14 protein-coding genes are annotated in these 16,438 nt (G+C 48.5%); 4 read left to right on the top strand and 10 right to left on the bottom strand.

What is annotated here, in order from left to right; genetic code table 11:
• Positions 1–265: 265 nt before the first annotated feature.
• Positions 266–1,537, top strand: coding sequence for a glucose-6-phosphate isomerase (locus JNN12_15380; GenBank protein MBL7979717.1), 1,272 nt, complete (start codon positions 266–268; stop codon positions 1,535–1,537).
• A gap of 57 nt (positions 1,538–1,594) precedes the next feature.
• Here the strand turns inward: JNN12_15380 and JNN12_15375 are convergent, their stop codons facing one another.
• From JNN12_15375 to pabB, 10 genes are all read right to left on the bottom strand, one after another.
• Positions 1,595–2,962: a HAMP domain-containing histidine kinase gene (locus JNN12_15375; protein MBL7979716.1), complete on the bottom strand. Its 1,368-nt coding sequence runs from the start codon at positions 2,960–2,962 to the stop codon at positions 1,595–1,597.
• 145 nt (positions 2,963–3,107) lie between these two features.
• On the bottom strand, positions 3,108–5,636 hold the full coding sequence (locus JNN12_15370; protein MBL7979715.1) for a TonB-dependent receptor: 2,529 nt from the start codon (positions 5,634–5,636) through the stop codon (positions 3,108–3,110).
• Positions 5,637–5,929: 293 nt separating this feature from the next.
• The gene (locus tag JNN12_15365; protein ID MBL7979714.1) at positions 5,930–6,691 is read right to left on the bottom strand and encodes an N-acetylmuramoyl-L-alanine amidase; all 762 of its coding nucleotides are present in this window, start codon (positions 6,689–6,691) and stop codon (positions 5,930–5,932) included.
• 49 nt (positions 6,692–6,740) lie between these two features.
• Positions 6,741–7,112 (bottom strand): hypothetical protein, encoded by a 372-nt coding sequence (locus JNN12_15360; GenBank protein ID MBL7979713.1) that lies wholly within the window; start codon positions 7,110–7,112, stop codon positions 6,741–6,743.
• Positions 7,099–7,824, bottom strand: a complete 726-nt coding sequence (locus tag JNN12_15355) for a 1-acylglycerol-3-phosphate O-acyltransferase (protein ID MBL7979712.1) — start codon at positions 7,822–7,824, stop codon at positions 7,099–7,101. The genes JNN12_15360 and JNN12_15355 overlap by 14 nt, the downstream gene beginning before the upstream one ends.
• A gap of 13 nt (positions 7,825–7,837) precedes the next feature.
• Complete coding sequence (locus JNN12_15350) at positions 7,838–8,797, bottom strand: aldo/keto reductase (protein MBL7979711.1); 960 nt, start codon at positions 8,795–8,797, stop codon at positions 7,838–7,840.
• Positions 8,798–8,816: 19 nt separating this feature from the next.
• Entirely contained in the window at positions 8,817–9,104 is a 288-nt protein-coding gene (locus JNN12_15345; GenBank protein MBL7979710.1) for a polyhydroxyalkanoic acid system family protein, read from the bottom strand.
• A gap of 88 nt (positions 9,105–9,192) precedes the next feature.
• The gene (locus tag JNN12_15340) at positions 9,193–10,410 is read right to left on the bottom strand and encodes a hypothetical protein (protein MBL7979709.1); all 1,218 of its coding nucleotides are present in this window, start codon (positions 10,408–10,410) and stop codon (positions 9,193–9,195) included.
• 68 nt (positions 10,411–10,478) lie between these two features.
• Positions 10,479–11,222: a hypothetical protein gene (locus JNN12_15335; GenBank protein ID MBL7979708.1), complete on the bottom strand. Its 744-nt coding sequence runs from the start codon at positions 11,220–11,222 to the stop codon at positions 10,479–10,481.
• Positions 11,223–11,226: 4 nt separating this feature from the next.
• Positions 11,227–13,011: an aminodeoxychorismate synthase component I gene (gene pabB / locus JNN12_15330; GenBank protein MBL7979707.1), complete on the bottom strand. Its 1,785-nt coding sequence runs from the start codon at positions 13,009–13,011 to the stop codon at positions 11,227–11,229.
• Between the two features lie 279 nt (positions 13,012–13,290).
• On the opposite strand from pabB, the gene JNN12_15325 reads away from it, so the two are divergent.
• From JNN12_15325 to JNN12_15315, 3 genes are all read left to right on the top strand, one after another.
• Complete coding sequence (locus tag JNN12_15325) at positions 13,291–15,234, top strand: RecQ family ATP-dependent DNA helicase (protein ID MBL7979706.1); 1,944 nt, start codon at positions 13,291–13,293, stop codon at positions 15,232–15,234.
• Positions 15,235–15,322: 88 nt separating this feature from the next.
• Positions 15,323–15,799 (top strand): carboxypeptidase regulatory-like domain-containing protein, encoded by a 477-nt coding sequence (locus JNN12_15320; protein MBL7979705.1) that lies wholly within the window; start codon positions 15,323–15,325, stop codon positions 15,797–15,799.
• Between the two features lie 36 nt (positions 15,800–15,835).
• On the top strand, positions 15,836–16,393 hold the full coding sequence (locus JNN12_15315) for a gamma carbonic anhydrase family protein (GenBank protein MBL7979704.1): 558 nt from the start codon (positions 15,836–15,838) through the stop codon (positions 16,391–16,393).
• Positions 16,394–16,438 lie beyond the last annotated feature (45 nt).

The raw sequence follows: 16,438 nt of genomic DNA, 5'->3' as shown, positions 1-16,438 counted from the left end.
TATTTTTAATAGACCTGTTTTGTGGCAAAATGTATGATGCGGTCTATTCGGTGTCTGTACTTAATGGGTCAGAATCGTGTTTTATCTCATGTGGCAGCATTCTTAAGGTGCATAGCCGGGATGTGCGTATGTAGAAGGCTAAAAGTGCATAACCAAAAAACAAAGCCGGAAGCCCTTCCTCCATCAAGAATTATCGAAGAGTCGGTTCTAATGCGTGCTATTTTTGGGGCAGATTTTTTCTTGTTCACAGACCTTATTAATTTTTATGCTTACCCTCGATCTTTCCAATATTTACCCGTTTATGCCATCAGGGCAGGCGCTTTCTGATTTTCAGCCAGTATTAGAAACGGCGCAAACGGCTTTAATAACCAAAACTGGCGCTGGGAATGATTTTTTGGGCTGGCGAGACCTGCTTACTGCGCCCGATTTATTGCTTTTAGACGAGGTAGCTGCTATTGCCGCCGAAATACGCGAACGTGCCGAGGTATTGCTTTGTATTGGGATTGGCGGCTCTTATCTGGGGGCAAAAGCCGTTATTGAAGCCTTGTCGCCTTATTATAACCGTTCGGGTCCAGAAATTCTTTTTGCGGGACACCATATGAGCGGAGCCTATCTTCGGGAACTGTTACAATCCTTAGAAGGCAAATCGGTATATGTGAATGTAATCTCCAAGTCTGGAACCACTTTAGAACCCGCATTGGCCTTCCGGTTTTTATTAGATTGGATGGATGAACGGTTTCCAGATGCCAATAACCGCATTATTGCCACCACCGACCCGGCATCGGGTGCATTGAATCAATTACGCAACAGCCGAGGATTCCGCAAGTTTGTCATTCCGCCGGATGTGGGTGGGCGTTTCTCCGTACTAACGCCCGTTGGTTTGTTGCCCATTGCCGCTGCTGGTATTGATATTCGCGCTTTGTTCGAGGGTGCACGCGCCGAGTGTGAACGCTTAACCACGTCCGAAAACAATGCAGCCTTGCAATATGCCGTTGCCCGCTTTTGGCTGCACGAAGCGGGATATAAAACAGACGTACTCTCGGTATTTGAACCTAAACTCTACCCGATGGGCGCGTGGTGGCAGCAACTTTATGGCGAGAGCGAGGGCAAAGAGGGAAAGGGACTTTTTCCGGTGGCCATGCAGTTCTCGACCGATCTACACTCGCTGGGGCAGTATATGCAGGATGGACAACGGGTAGTGGCCGAAACGTTTTTGATGGCACAGGACGATAATGGGGACATTTCCGCGCCTCTGCTGGCAGGCGACCTCGATAAACTGAACTATTTGGTGGGAAAACCTTATACCGAGATCAACCGAAAGGCGTATGAAGGAACCCGACAGGCCCATACCGAGGGTGGTGTCCCCAATATGACCCTCTGGATGGATGCCATTACGCCGCAAACAGTGGGCGAATTGATTTATTTCTTTGAACATGGCGTGGCCATTGGCGGGTACTTGTTAGGGATTAACCCGTTTGATCAGCCCGGTGTGGAAGCCTACAAGAAAGAAATGTTCCGGCTCTTGGGCAAGCCCTAAAAACCTGTTCATAACACCCCATTTTTGATCCGCATGGCTTTCCCCGTGCGGATTTTTTTATGTGGCGGGTAATAGAATCTGGAAGCGGGTTCCTTTTCCGGTCTGGCTTTCCACGTGAACGCTTCCACCGTGGGCCTCTACCACCGATTTCACAATGGCCAAGCCAAGACCAGAGGATTGGTAGGCTTGTTGTCGTGCTGGATCGCCACGATAAAAGCGATCAAAAACAAAAGGAAGTTGTGCGTTTGGGACGCCTTCCCCTGTGTCGGTCACGGTAAAGACCATCCAATGGCCTTCTTGGCTTGCCGTAAGAACCACCGCGCTATCCGTTGGTGCATAACGAAGGGCATTCCCCACCAGATTGCCCAAGACCTGTGCCATCCGATCTTCATCCACAAAAATGGGTGCTAAATCCGGTGTTGTTTGTATGTTTAGCCGGATGCGTCGGAGGGCTGCCTGTTGTTCGAAGGCACGGACGGTGCGTTCCAATAACTCTTTTGGGTGTTTTGCCGTTTTATTTAAGGGAAGTTCGCCAGCATCGGCAAGTGAAATCACGCGCAAGTCTTCGATCAATCGTTGGAGGTGTTTGGCTTCGGTGTACATCGCCTCGAAGCGGGCAGTGGTGGGGGGTAAGTCGCCTTCTTTGAGCGCCTCCAAATATCCGGATAGAACCGTGAGTGGCGTTCGGAGGTCGTGCGCCAAGTCGGCGGTCATTTGATGGCGGAGTGCCCTGGCTTTTTCTAGTTCGGTACTCATGCGGTTAAAGGCCCGCGCAACATCACCCACCTCGTCGTTTGAGCGCACTTCCACTTGTGTGCCGAGTTCGCCGGAGGAAAGTTGTCGGGTGGCCTGTGTCAATAATCGCAATGGTTTGGTCAGCCGACCAGCCAAAAGGGCGCCCAGTATCCAGGCTACCACCACACTTACACCTGTGGCATAAAATAAAGCGTTGCGGATGCGGGCCAAATAGTCGCGGTCTTCAGGGCGCAAAGGGAGCATGGTTCCGGTTGGTAAAGCAGTGCCAACAAAGGTTCCGCGTACCAAAATGGGTTTTCCGGCAGTCAGTAGCGATGCTGGAACGGTTGTGCCGTGTGGATATTTGGTGGTGGGGATTAAAACCTTGCGCTTGGTATCTACCAAAAAATAAGGCGGATCGGGCGGTTTATGGGGGGTGGGTGCCTCTAATGGATGAAACGCGCCTATGCCAAATTGAGAGGCTGCCTCGATACCTCGCCAGCTACCCGTAGATCGGTAAAAGTCGGTAACATTGATGATGAACCGATTCTGAATGTCTATTTGTGTGTAGCGTTCAAAAGCTTTTTCGGTTTCTCGCTGTACAAAAAAAGCCACCAATAGGGCCTCTATTGTGCCCAAAAACAGGAGCAAGAGTAAAAGCCTGAGTGTAATGGAGCGAAACCCTTTCATGATAGTACCCGTTGGGTGGAGGTTTGCGGACGGTCAGGTGCATGATACGGAAATACGGCCATAAAACGAAAACCGTACTTTGGGGCCATACACAATAAGAAAGGCCGCCCATAAAGACGGCCTGCGAGTTTCCCAAAACGGTGTGTTAGAACTGGTCGCCTCCGGCGGATCCGTCTTCGTTTAGGTTCTTTTTTCGGTTACGTTGGTTGTTCTGACGATCGTTCGAACCAATATTCCACGTTGCGCCGAGTGTCACATTACGGTTAACCATGCGACGGGTAAAAGAATAGATGAAGTCTGGATCGGTATTGTTCATCCCAAACCGACGTTGATCAAAGATGTCGGAACCGCGAAGAGAAACCATCAACGAGTTGTTAAGGAAGCTTTTTGCAAACCCAACATCGGTATTTTGGCGGCTCAGCATGGTGCCTTGGGCACTGGGTTGCGGCGCCTGATAATCCCATGAAACTTGGCCATTGATGCCATAAGGCAAGGTCAGGCTGGCGTTTACGCGGGTACTCCACGAAAAGCCGCTATTGGTGTTTTGGGAGACGCCGCTCACTTCTCGCCGATAGCCATTCAGGCTCGTCGTCAGGTTTATGGCTTTGGATAGGCGGTTGGTGGCAATAAATTCCAAGCCATAGGAGTCGGCAGATTTTAGGTTCTCAAATGTCGTAATACTGATGCCGTTTTCGCCCAATCGGTTGATGGGGGAAACGAGGTCGGAGGTGTGGCGATAGAATACGGTAGAAGTTAGGGAGCCTTTTTTCAAGTTCAGCATATGGCCTAACTCCAGTGCATCTACATATTCAGGTTTGATAAGTGGATTCCCAACCCGAATGTTAACGGGGTCGCTATAATCTGGGAAGGGGTTCATTGCCCAGCGATTAGGTCGGTTCTGACGGCGGCTATAACCCAAGGTTACTTCATTTTTAGATGCCAGCGTTTGTCGTACGTTTAGGGTAGGGAAGAAGTTAAAGTAGTTTTGGTCGAACTTCTGATCGGTTGTTTTCTGATTGCCGCGTTGGTACGTTTGTACGGCCCGAATCCCTACTTGATAAGCAAATTTCCCAATGAGGCCGGTGTACATCGCATAGCCTGCATGAATGTCTTCGTCCAGAATAAACTGATTGGTCCGTAGTACGTTATCTTGCCACGTGTTGTTCAAATAATCGGTGGCACGATAGTCTTGGTCGTTATGTCGTTGGGTAAACTTATACCCTAATTCCAATTTTCCGCCGTTGCTGAGCGGACGGGTATAATCGGTTTGTGCGGTAAACAAATGGTCGTTGCCAATCGTGTTATCCCGTTGTTGGCTAAGGTCGGTCTGTGGGATATTGTTCACCACATCATATTCTGAATAGGTCTGGAGGTCATCTTGTTCTCCTCGGTTAAATGCTATGTTGGCGGTAAACTCGTGTCCCGCACCCCCAATGATCTTGCGGAAGTCGAGTGCCGTTTCCCAGCCCTTATTACCTCCTTCGTTATCCGTATTGCGGTTATACCGATCGGTCAGTCTGTCCATGCCATCCATGAAGGTGTAAGCCGTTAAGGAGAATCCACCACCATCCCGTAGGTTGTATCCACCGGATAGACTGAGGGATGTGCGGTTGTCAAAAAAATAGTCGAAACCTGCTCGGAAATTTCCGTTATCGAATATGCGGTATCCGTCACTCGCTTGCAGAATAGTCGAGGATACGATGAAATTCGTGAGGTTGGTACGGATGGAAGATCCCTTAAACCCCATAGCCATTCGGTTATACCCAAGGTTGACAAAAGCATTATACTTGGGTGCGCGGTAATTCAGGGCAATGTTATTGGACGTGCGGAAGGAATTTGGCTTAAATCCTGTGCCAATGTTACTGGAGATACTGGTATTGTATCCAGCTTGATTCGGACGTTTCAAGACAATGTTGATGATCCCTGCGGAAGAATCGGAGTCATATTTCGCGGAAGGATTGGTGATAATTTCGATGCGGTCAATTTGTGACGAAGGGGTTTGCTCAAGGAGGGTTGCAATAGGTAGGTTAGAAGGTTTACCATCTATCAGAACCTGAATGTTTCCGCTGCCCCGCATCGAAACATTGTTGTCCATGTCCACTTGTACCGAGGGGATGTTGCGCATCACATCTATTCCATTGCCTCCGGTGGCGGTAAGGTCTTTTCCAATATTATAAATCTTACGATCAGGTGCGATCTGTACCAAGTCCCGTTCAGCCGTAATGATGATTTCTTTGGTATTGACGATTTCGGCCAAAGTAATGGTACCTAAAGAGATTTCCGTTTGATTTGGCGTGATCGCCAAGTCGGTTTTGACAATGGCTTTGTACCCGATAAAACTAACTTTAAGTTTAAATGTCCCGTAAGGAAGGTTCTCTAAATTAAAACGGCCTTTTTCGTCCGACACCATACCCGCGACCACTGAGGAGTCTGGTGGTGCATTTTGGATGCGTTCTTGCATTTCTTTGGGCATGGTGGCCAATCGTGCAGGAGATGGCTTGGATTTTTGCAGCACGACCGTAGCAAAAGGAATGGGTTGGTTGGAGGCTGCATCTACAACGGCGCCACTGACCTTCCCGATTTTAGGAGCATTTGCTCCACCTGCTGGGTTTTGTGCATGTATGGAGCCTGTCAGGGCTATAGCCCATATCAGTAGGGATAAAAGACGTTTCATATTATGTGTTGGTTTGGGTTTGATTTTGCAAGGTGGACGGCGAACAACGGTTGTAGGTTCACAAAAGTTGTGCGATTTGCGACCAAATGGCTATTTGATGCGACCAATTGGGACAATGCAAGGAATAGCTTTTTAGCTTTTGGCAAAACGTTCCTCCAGCAGGGAAAAAGACTTGCCTGAACCGATTAATCACTATCCTTTTGAACGTACTTGAATAAGAATCAACACATTGTCTGTATTGTTCGGGTGGATTTCAATCATCTCCAGCACTGCTGGAGGACCTATTTCTCTCCCTATAGAGCGGTGACAGGTGCTCCGGTAGCACGGAGATATGCTACGATGCTCTGTGCAATAACCTCTGCGGTTTTGTTTTGGCCCATTTCAGAATTGATGTACAAGGCATCAAACATATTTGTCAGGGTTGCCATTTGGACGGTAACGGAAGGAACTTCACTAAACCAAGAACTTCGTTCTGTGGCGGCACTGGGGATATCTCGTTCTGGTGCCACATCATTCGCCACCATCATATCCCTCAATGAAACGCGAAGGTTGTGGTCTATCAGGTAGGCGGCTTTCTGACTAAGCCCCACAAGGCCGAGCGACGCCGCTTTGTCGGTTTTGAAACGATCGGTATAAAAGACGGTATAGCCACTTCCTACACCTGCATTCACATCTAAACGGACCAATAGCAGGGCTTTGTTTCGGTTCGCCACAGCCGCCCGTTCAGCAGGCGAAGCAAGGTCGTCCATATCATTTCGTGAGAGTAGAACCGAGACCTTATAACGATCGTTCAGGATTTCTGAGACCCGTCTGGCTACCTCCCAATTGGTTTTGAGGGGAAAGGTGTCATTAATGACTTGTCGGCCGTCGTTGTCTTTAATAGGGTAGTTGGGATCAATAATAACTTGTACAGGTTGGCTTGGTTGGAAAAATGTTACCAGATTTTCTGCAAAAAAAATGGTACCAACCAAGAGCAGTAACGCCAAGGAAAGGAGCCATCTATGTAAAAAACGAAGCTCGGTAGGGTCGGAAATCGTCCGATTAAAAACAGCCATGTATCTGAAATGTGTGGTGGAGGTAATATCTGTTCTTAACCGCGATGGGTCATTTTTTGTTTCGCAACCAAGAGAGGCCAGAAAGGAGCATAATGCCCGTCCCCACGATACTGCCAGAGATAGAAGTGGGGAATCCGGTTACGGCTCCTGCCATCAGGGCTTTAAAAAGGCTTGCTTTTCCGCCATCCCCTTCCTTTTTTCGCTGTATATAATAAACACCAAGGCCCGCACCCAAGAAGCCTATGGTCATGCTTAGCGGTAAATTAAGCCCAAGTGAAAAAAATTCTGAGCCAAAAAGAAGGTTATCCAAAAGCAAAATAAGCCCTCCACTCAATGGGCTAAGGTAGTTTTTCTTTCGGGGCACGGGTTGTGCAGGGGGGGGTTCTGGCGTAGAGGCGTGGTTGGGGTTAGAGGTCATCATAGGCGCCATTGTTCAGTTTGTCCAATTCCTGTAAAAAAAATACCCGCGTTTTTTCGGTCAATTCATTAAGATGTTTCACTTCCAACCCATTGGTCTGGATGGGTGGATAACATTTGAGAATAATTTCACCTGCATGTACCCGATTAAAGTTGAGCCGATCAGTATAGGTACTACTTAGGACGGGGACCAGCGGTACTTGTGCTTCGATGGCGGTAAAAAAAGCGCCTTTTTTGAAGGGACCTAAACCCCGGCCTCTGCTTCTCGTGCCTTCCGGAAACATGGCCAAGGAGATATTGAGGTCTTTTATTTGTTGTGCGGCTTGACCCATTCGGGTGGTAGATTTTGCACGGCTTTGGCGGTTCAGGATGACGTTTCCGGCAAGCCAATACACCAGACCGAAGATTGGGATATAGGTGATTTCTTTTTTTCCGACCGAGACGGTACGCTTGGGCACAAAAGATCCCCATAGAAACATATCCCAATTTGATTGGTGGTTCCCGATGATGATATTGGGTTGTTGCTGTGTTAGGTATTCGGGGTTGATCATCCGTACACGAATCCCCAGAATGCGTTTAAAGCCGCCGCCCAATAAGCGGGCCAAGACGTATGTATTCTCCGGATTGACAGGACGAAATAGGCAGTACACAATGCCTAATGTCGAGACAACACTGGCATAAAGACCAAAAATAAAAAGACGAGGGTATTTAAGCATAGGGAATCGTGGACTACTTCGTAATTAGATCGAGTTTTTCTAACACCTCTGCGGTGAGTTTGGGGCGTTCAGACAATGCCTTTAGGTTTTCGCGCAATTGCTCCACCCGCGAGGCGCCCAGAATGACCGTACTGACATGGGGGTTGTGGAGACACCATGCAATGGCCAGATGTACCATAGAGAGGCCCGCTTCTTGTGCCACTTTTCCGATGGCGGTGGCTTTGTCTATGTTGTCTTGCTGCATCACCAAGTCTCGGAGCCAGCCTAAGTCTTTTCCTGCAATACGGGCTTCGGGTGGAATGCCGTTGTTATACTTGCCCGTGAGCAGGCCAGAGGCGAGTGGCGACCAGATGGTCGTTCCCATTTGGTACTTCTGGAAAAGCAAGGCATATTCTTGTTCCATGCGATGCCGTTCCAGCAAGTTGTATTGAGGTTGTTCCATGGCGGGAGCAATCAAGTGGTCGCGTGCTGCCACGAGGTGTGCCTCCATAATCTGATCCGCAGGCCACTCCGAGGTTCCCCAGTACAAAATTTTCCCTTGTTGTATGAGGTGGGTCATCGTCCAGACGATTTCCTCCATAGGGACGGAGGGATCTGGCCGATGGCAGAAGTAAAGGTCTAAATAGTCTAATTGTAGCCTTTTGAGGGCGGCATGACAGGCTTCCACAAGGTGTTTTCGGCTTAGGCCAGTTTGATTGGGCCGGGTTCCACCATCACCAAAGAAGACTTTGCTGGAGACGACATAAGAAGATCGTTCCCATTTTTGGTTCTGAAAAATTCGCCCCATCACCCGTTCAGCATTTCCATTGGCATAGCCTTCTGCATTGTCAAAAAAGTTAACGCCTGCTTCGTAGGCATGAACCATCAGCGCTTCGGCGATCTCGTCCGGAATTTGGTTCCCAAAGGTCAGCCAAGAGCCAAGAGACAGGACGCTCACTTGTAGGCCGGATTTTCCAAGTCTGCGGTATTCCATTAGGGTAAGGATTTAGGGATTAGGCTTCTGGTGCCTCTTTTAAGTAGTGATCTATTCTGGATTCAATTTCGTTTTTAAGCCAAGCGTCCGATACCGGAACATAAAAAGGGATTTTGGCCGTAATTTTCAATTTTTGCTGGTCAAAAACGACGGTGCCATCAATGCCCATGCGGTGAAAATGAACTGTATCGCCCTTCCATGTAGTAGTAAGGTCTAATTCGGATTGTAATTTTTCGATTACATAGCGCATTTTTTTACGCATCTGCTCCATTGTAAAGGAGTGTGTGCGTTCAATTACAATTGCCATAAAGGTAACACAACGTTGGGTTTAGGGAATAAACATTCGAATATACGGAAAGCTGGTTTAGGAACCTCCGCAAAGATCAGACGGATTTTCAGCCGAAGGTAACCAAGTATTGAAGAATACCCGTGATAAGCCCTAAAATGCCACCAATGATAACGAGTTTGGTTTCGTCCTCCTGAAAGGCTGGGCGTAGGAAGTCCTGAAAAGACTCGGAACTCAGGCTTTTTACACGGTCCGACAACATGGTTTTGAGGAGGGCTGCTTCTTCGCGCTTAAATTCGGTATCCCCCAAGGCCGAGGCGGTAAGCGAAATCACCCGATCCGAGGCAACTTCTTTCATGTGGATGTAATGTTCTAGGCCCACAAGCCATTGCACCAAGGGTTTGGCGATCCCGGAAACCTCATCCACAATATTACGAATGTATTTCCTGATAATCATTTGGGATCTGTCAGATTTAGGCCCATATAATAAATTATGGATCACGTTTTCGACGGTGAGGATTTCTTGCGCAATAATTTCCGACCACGAGACCGCAACCTCTTGTTGGCGTTTTAAGAAAAGTCCTTGTAAGACATAAGGTCCAATCTGAACAGGGTTCAAGGGTTGGAAAATAATCCGGAGTGCGACCCAATTGGTGGCAAAGCCGACAACAATACCCCAAACAGGAAGTTGCCACCATGTGGGGTAAAACCACCATGCCGTCATCTGAAGCAAGCCAAATAGGAAGCCTAAAATGGCGCCAGAATAAATAATAAAGTTGAACTCTTGTTGACCACAGGAAAGAAATATCCGGTTGATAATGGCGCGGTCTTTGAGCACCTGATGCAACACAAGGTGGTGTACGTCCAAAACGTGTTCCACCTCCATTGAAAGGTCTTCCATCATCCGATGTACGGTTGCTGGTAGCTGAAGGCGCACTTCTTCTATGATGCGGCTTTTGGCTATTTCTGGTAGCATCTCCCAAACGGTAGGATTTTCTCGGAGGATGATCTCTTCGATATAAAGCGGCAGTTGGCGATTAATGAGTTTGGTGATGTGTTGTGCAATTTTTTCGGGGTCGAGCGATTGGAACAATTCTTTAACGGTCCCCACCTTATTAAGGGTATTATTGGTGGTGATTTTGGCCATTTTCTCGGCACGAGAGGGCAAAATACCTACCCAGCCAAAGAACGGGGGTTTACCGATGGGCTCAATTGGATAAAACAGCAACTGGATGGCTACCCAATTGGTGAACCAACCCACAAAGGCTGCAACAAACGGAATGCTGAGGTACTGCCAAAAAACAGGATCGCCCAAAAAGTCGAGCATAGCGGGTGGTGGAGGGATGCAGGGTTAAGGTCGCAAAAGTCTTGAGATGGAAAGTACAAAAAAGATGTTTATCGGAAAAGAAAAAGTTGGGATACATTCACTTCAATGTTAAGAGTAATGCGGGAAATGTGGTAAACTTGTCGTCCTCCCACGTTGGGAGTGAAGACCGAAATCTGAAAAGGGAACAAGAGTCCCTTCACTTCGCGGTAATCGCTGAACCAGGTTGTTACTACCGATCCGTCATTAAGTGGGGTTTCAGTGCCCACCAAAAGAAGATTTTGACGGTCGTAGTACCGTGTGTAGGTGGTTCCCTGTCGGGTAAAGACCACTTTAAATACCCGTTTGTTGTTAAAGTAGGTCCGTTCAAAGGCTTCTATTTCGAGGTCTTCTGCTTCGAGAAAGGCCAACTCTTCTTTGGCCTGCAACAAGGAAGGACTTTCATCTTGTGGGACAAGGGACTTTTTCCCGTCTTGTTCAATCCATGCCCGTTCTGGTGTATAGCGTAATTTATAGGTTTCTCGGATGCCACCGTTCAGAACCTGTTGTTCCACATAGCGGTATCCCGGAAATTTGGAGATAGAAATACGGATACCTTCCAGCGGGAAGTCATCTATTTGTCCGGATATCTGGGCTTCCAAGCGGATGGTAGAAATGTCGCGCCAGCGTTCTTCGCCGCCAGTAATATCTAAGTTTGCCCGAAAGAGGTCTTCGGCACTGTCTAAATAATAGGTTCTGGTTTGTTGGGCAGTCGCTGTGAGTGGCAGAACGGAAAGCAGAAACCAGAAATAAAAACGAGGATGACGTAAGAACATCGTATTATATGGTGTCAAGTTGATCAGGAAGGATAAGTTGGACAGGTGGCGTCCATTGCCAAATGGCATTGCAAAGGCGGATTTCTTCGGCATTTACCAAATCGGATAAGGTAAGTTCGGTTTCATACACGTAAGGGGATTGTTCTAACATGAACCGTCGGAAAACACCAGGGAGAACCCCGGAGGTACAGGGAGGGGTCAGCCAGCGACCTCTCCGGCGGATAAAAATATTGGATCGTGAGCCTTCTGTTACCATGTTTTTTTCGTTCAGAAAGATGATTTCGCCAAAACCATTGGCAAGGGCACGGCTCCATTCGGCCTCGTATAAGGCGCGGTGAGAAGTCTTATGTTGATAAAACGGATCTGCGGATTGGGTACGTACAGGGGATACGCAAATTTTTGGTGTAATTGGTGGCTGCCCTTGTAGGAGCGGGCTGCTGGTATGATGCCATTCGCCCGATTGTTTTAGGGTAATGCGAAGGCGGGAAGGTTGCTGTGCGGCTGGTGTAGCGGCAAATGAAGCGATTTGTTTATAAAACGCCCTTTTCTGGAAGGGGATTTGGAAATAGAGAGCCGATTGTTCCATGCGCTCCATGTGATAAGCGAGCAAAACTGCACCCATGCGGTTCCAGTGAATGGTTTCAATCAGTTCAAAAGGGGGCGTAGGAGTTTCGGTAAGGAATCGGGCTTTCAGCAAACATTCCTCGTATTCATCTTGTGCATTCGAGTCCCACACCACACCACTGCCAACACCCAAGGTGCCCTGTGTTTCCGAGAGTTCGGCTGTTCGGATGGCAACACTGAAAACCGCCTTGTGGTTTGGGGTGATATATCCCACCGAACCACAATACAGGCCTCGTGCCTCCGTTTCTAAGGAAGCAATGCGCTCCATCGCACGTTTTTTAGGCGCACCCGTTACCGAACCACAAGGGAAAAGCGCCTGAAACAGCTCTGTATAGGTGGTGGTATCGGACAACGTTCCTGTAATGGTCGAGGTCATCTGGTGTAAACTACGGTAGGTTTCTATGTCAAAAAGGGAGGAGACCCGTACCGTACCTGGTACACAAACCTTGGAAAGATCGTTGCGCAAAAGATCCACAATCATCAGGTTTTCCGCCCTTGATTTCTCGTCTTTTTGAAGTTGGTCAGCCAATAGGCGGTCTTCCCTAACATTTCGGCCACGCTGGATGGTCCCCTTCATCGGTCGGGTTTCAATTTGTTGGCCGTTTCGCTGGAAAAAAAGCTCGGGTGATAGGCTAAGAAAAGTCTGGGTTTCGGTTTGGATGAAGGCGCTATAACGCACAGCTTGTTGTTGACGTAATTGTTGGTATAGGGTAAAAGCGTCTCCTCGAAAAGGGAATGACATTTTACCCGTAAAATTGATTTGATAGACATCTCCCTCCTGGATGAGGTCACGGATGGTGTCAATCTGCATGGCATAGCGGTCTGGTGTCCAGTTAAATTGCGGCTGGTCCATCTGGAATGTCGCTGGGGGTGGTTCCGGTAGTTGGTTTTCTGGTTCGTTATAAACCCCGAACCAAGCAAGGACTGGAGGCAAGGGAGGGGTATGAGGAATCGGGACAAAAGCATAACCTGCTTCATACGTTAAAAAACCTGCCACAAAATAACCCTCATCGACGGCCTGCTCTACCTGATCTATCACATGTGGTATTTCCGTTAATGTGGCGGCTTGATAAATGGTAATAGGGTTCCGAAACAGTATCACGCGCTTGTGGTCGGCTTCGGGATAGGTGGTTTCGAACAGCAGTGTTCCTGCAGAGCGTATCATGTGGGCTTTTTTTGGGGTGAATTTAAGGCGGTGGGTTGGACAATCGTAGATTCTTCGCTGCGATTCAGCAGGTGTACGTGTAATTTTAAAAAAAGCCAGTGCGGCTCCACATTCCGCACTGGCTGTCCCACCATTATGTGATTAAAGACGTGTAAAAAAAGAGAGAGGTTGTATGACAAATAGAACTTCAACCCCTAACTTAGGGCAAAAGAAAAAAAGAGTTGTCACGAAATTGTCACAGAATCGTTGTCAAATTTTGGTTTCGGAAGCGCTTCCGGTATGAATACGATCCACGAACTGCTTAAAGAACATTGGGGCTACGATGCCCTCCGCCCCGGCCAAGACGAAGTGGTAAAAGGGGTCTTGGCCGGTCATGATGTATTGGCGGTTTTACCAACAGGTGGAGGCAAATCGTTGTGTTATCAATTGCCGGCCTTGTGGTATCCAGACGGTTTTACGTTAGTGGTTACGCCTTTGATAGCACTGATGCAGGATCAAGTCCAGCAATTACATCAACGTGGGATTCGTGCGGCGGCCATGCACAGTGGGCTGAAGCCGTTCGAGATAGACCAGTTGTGGACCAATGCCGAGCATGGTTTATTGCGCTTGCTCTATGTGTCGCCGGAAAGATTAAGAACCGAATTGTTTTTGGTGCGGGCTGCACGGTTGCCTGTTCGTTTATTGGCGGTGGACGAAGCGCATTGCATCTCTGAATGGGGCGAGCAATTTCGTCCGGCATATCGTCTGATCAAAGAGGCCCGAGAAGCGTTGGGTGGGCCGCCTGTCATTGCGGTAACAGCAACTGCCACCCCTATTGTCCGGAAGGAAATCCGTTCATACCTCGGACTCAACGAGCCTAAAGAAATTGTTAAAGGATTTGATCGGCCAAACATTAGCTGGACGGCATTCCGGACAGATCAGAAACGGGAAAAAGTGTGGGAAGTGCTTCGGAAAGTGTCTGGATGCGGCATTCTTTATGCATCTACACGTCAGCGAGTGGAGGAATGGGCGGCTTGGTTACAATCGGAAGGAATTGCTGCTGAGACTTACCATGCAGGCTTGGCGTCAACCGTTCGGGAAAAAGCCCAAGGTTCGTGGATGAACGGTGCTGCACGGGTGATGGTGGCCACCAATGCCTTTGGAATGGGGATAGACAAACCCGATGTTCGTTTTGTAATTCATGTGGATTTACCCGCGACCATTGAGGCGTATTACCAAGAGGCCGGACGGGCTGGGCGGGACGGAAAGAAGAGTTTTGCCGTCTTGCTTTGGGATCAGCAGGATGTAAAAGTTCAGGAAATGATGATTGAAGAAGGGTATCCGAATGCTACCGAAGTGCAAAAGGTGTATGGAGATTTTTGTGGATTGGCGCAGGTAGCCATTGGTTCGTTGCCCGAAAATCCGCTGATGGTGCAGATGGAGCGTTTACAGGAAGTGACTGGATTTAGTGCCACGAAAATCCGACACGCGTTGGGTATTTTGGTACAGAAAGAAGTAATTCGGGTTGTTCCAAACCGAAGTCAACACGGGCAAATTCGGTTTTTACAACCCATCGAAACGCTTCGGTCTCATGCCCACGCTTTGGAAAACCCTCGTTTGGGTGAGTTTTTAACGATTGTCTTGCGCACAGTGAATGCAGAAGCGTTTTCGGGATGGTATGTATTAGACCTTGGAATTCTCGCCAAACGGACCGGATTGCCGAGAGAACGGGTGGCCCGTGGCTTGCAGTTTTTTGCAGCGCGTGGGCTATTGGCTTGGGTTCCACCGGATGGGGCGCTCCGGTATGCCTTGGCAGAAGCCCGGTCCGAACGCGTTGTGTTGGACGTCGCCCAGATTGCAGCAGCCAAAAAAAGGGCTTTGGTCCGATTAAAACATATGATCCGCTATGCAGGTCATGTGGGATGTCGTCGCTATTTTCTGCTATCGTATTTTGGTGAAAAAGCGACACCACAGTGTGGAAAATGCGATCACTGCTTGGGGAGGCATAAGCCCGAAGTGGTAACCCCGAAAGATGAGCCACGGCTGAAGCAACTCTTGCGGTATGCCGCCGAGCAAACCCCAAGAGAAATGTGGAGCGCATTTGCCGACCTGCCGGAAGATCGGTTGGATGGGCTGCTGGAGTGGCTTCTGCACGAAGGTTGGGTGGGCGTGAAAGAGCCTTTGCGTGGAACCTTCCATCTGACGGCTAAGGCCCTGAAAAAAATGGATTGGTGGAAGGGGTAATGCAATACCTTATTCCAGCCATGAAGCGTGAATCCCCGTAAAAAGCCGTACCTTACGCCGGTCTTCATGCCATAAACCTTGCAGGGCAATGATATATCCGACCTTTTTAAAGCCCATTACATCCCTCCTAAATGGATGTTTAGTTGTGTTTTTGGTGGTTTCTACCGGATGCCAACGGCATCAAACCCTTAAGAAGCCAGGGTCTTTGTCTGAAGAAATGGGGGAGGCAATGTCCGCTTCGGTTGTTCCACCTACGCCGCAAAATGAGCGGCACATGCCGACAACATACGAGGCAAAAACGCCACCGTCTGCTGCCACGGGGCGTCCGGCAAATGGAATGGCCCTTCTCCGGATTACCGTGGTGGAGGCGTCGGGGAATCCTGTTCGGGCAACGATTGCCTTTGAGCGAGGTATTACATACGGATATCGGTTGTTCCGGCAAATCCCTCCTGGTGTATATAGGGTGGAGGCGATGGCTGTCGGATATAAGCCCAAGTATGTTACCCTCACCTTATTGGCCGGACAGGTAGTGAACCAAACCTTGTTTCTTGAAAAAGACAAGTGAATGAAATTAAGGTGTAAGAACATAAAAAATAATATAATGATTTATTCTTTCTTAGGAATTTATCCTACTTATAACGAAAAAAATTGGATTGCCCCCTCTGCGGATGTTATTGGAGATGTGGTACTGGGTGAAGAAAGCAGTATCTGGTTTCATGCAACCGTACGGGGCGATGTAAACCGCATCCGGATCGGGAATTTCTCCAATATTCAAGACCATGTGGTGGTGCATGTTACCAACCGGACGGCTCCGACCAAGATCGGGCATTATGTGACCATTGGCCATAGTGCGGTGGTTCATGGGTGTATCATCGAAGACAATGTATTGGTTGGTATGGGGGCCATAATCTTAGACCATGCGGTCATTGGGCAAGATTCTATCGTGGGAGCGAATGCGTTGGTAACGAGCCGTACGATCGTTCCACCGCGTTCTTTGGTGGTGGGTTCGCCCGCCAAAGTGGTCCGGCAACTCAGCGATGAAGAAGTGGCCTTTATCCGAAAATTCGCAGACCATTATGTGCAATACAGTGCCATTTACCGAGGCGAGGTGGTTCCCGATACCAACCCTTTTTATGATGTACATGCACCAGAACACTAAACCGAACGCAGAAAGTCAGAAGATATTTAGTAAACAGACCGGATA

The sequence above is a fragment of the Bacteroidetes Order II. bacterium genome (genome assembly GCA_016788705.1).
Classification (GTDB): domain Bacteria; phylum Bacteroidota; class Rhodothermia; order Rhodothermales; family UBA2364; genus UBA2364.
This window is presented reverse-complemented; position numbering and strand designations above follow the sequence as displayed.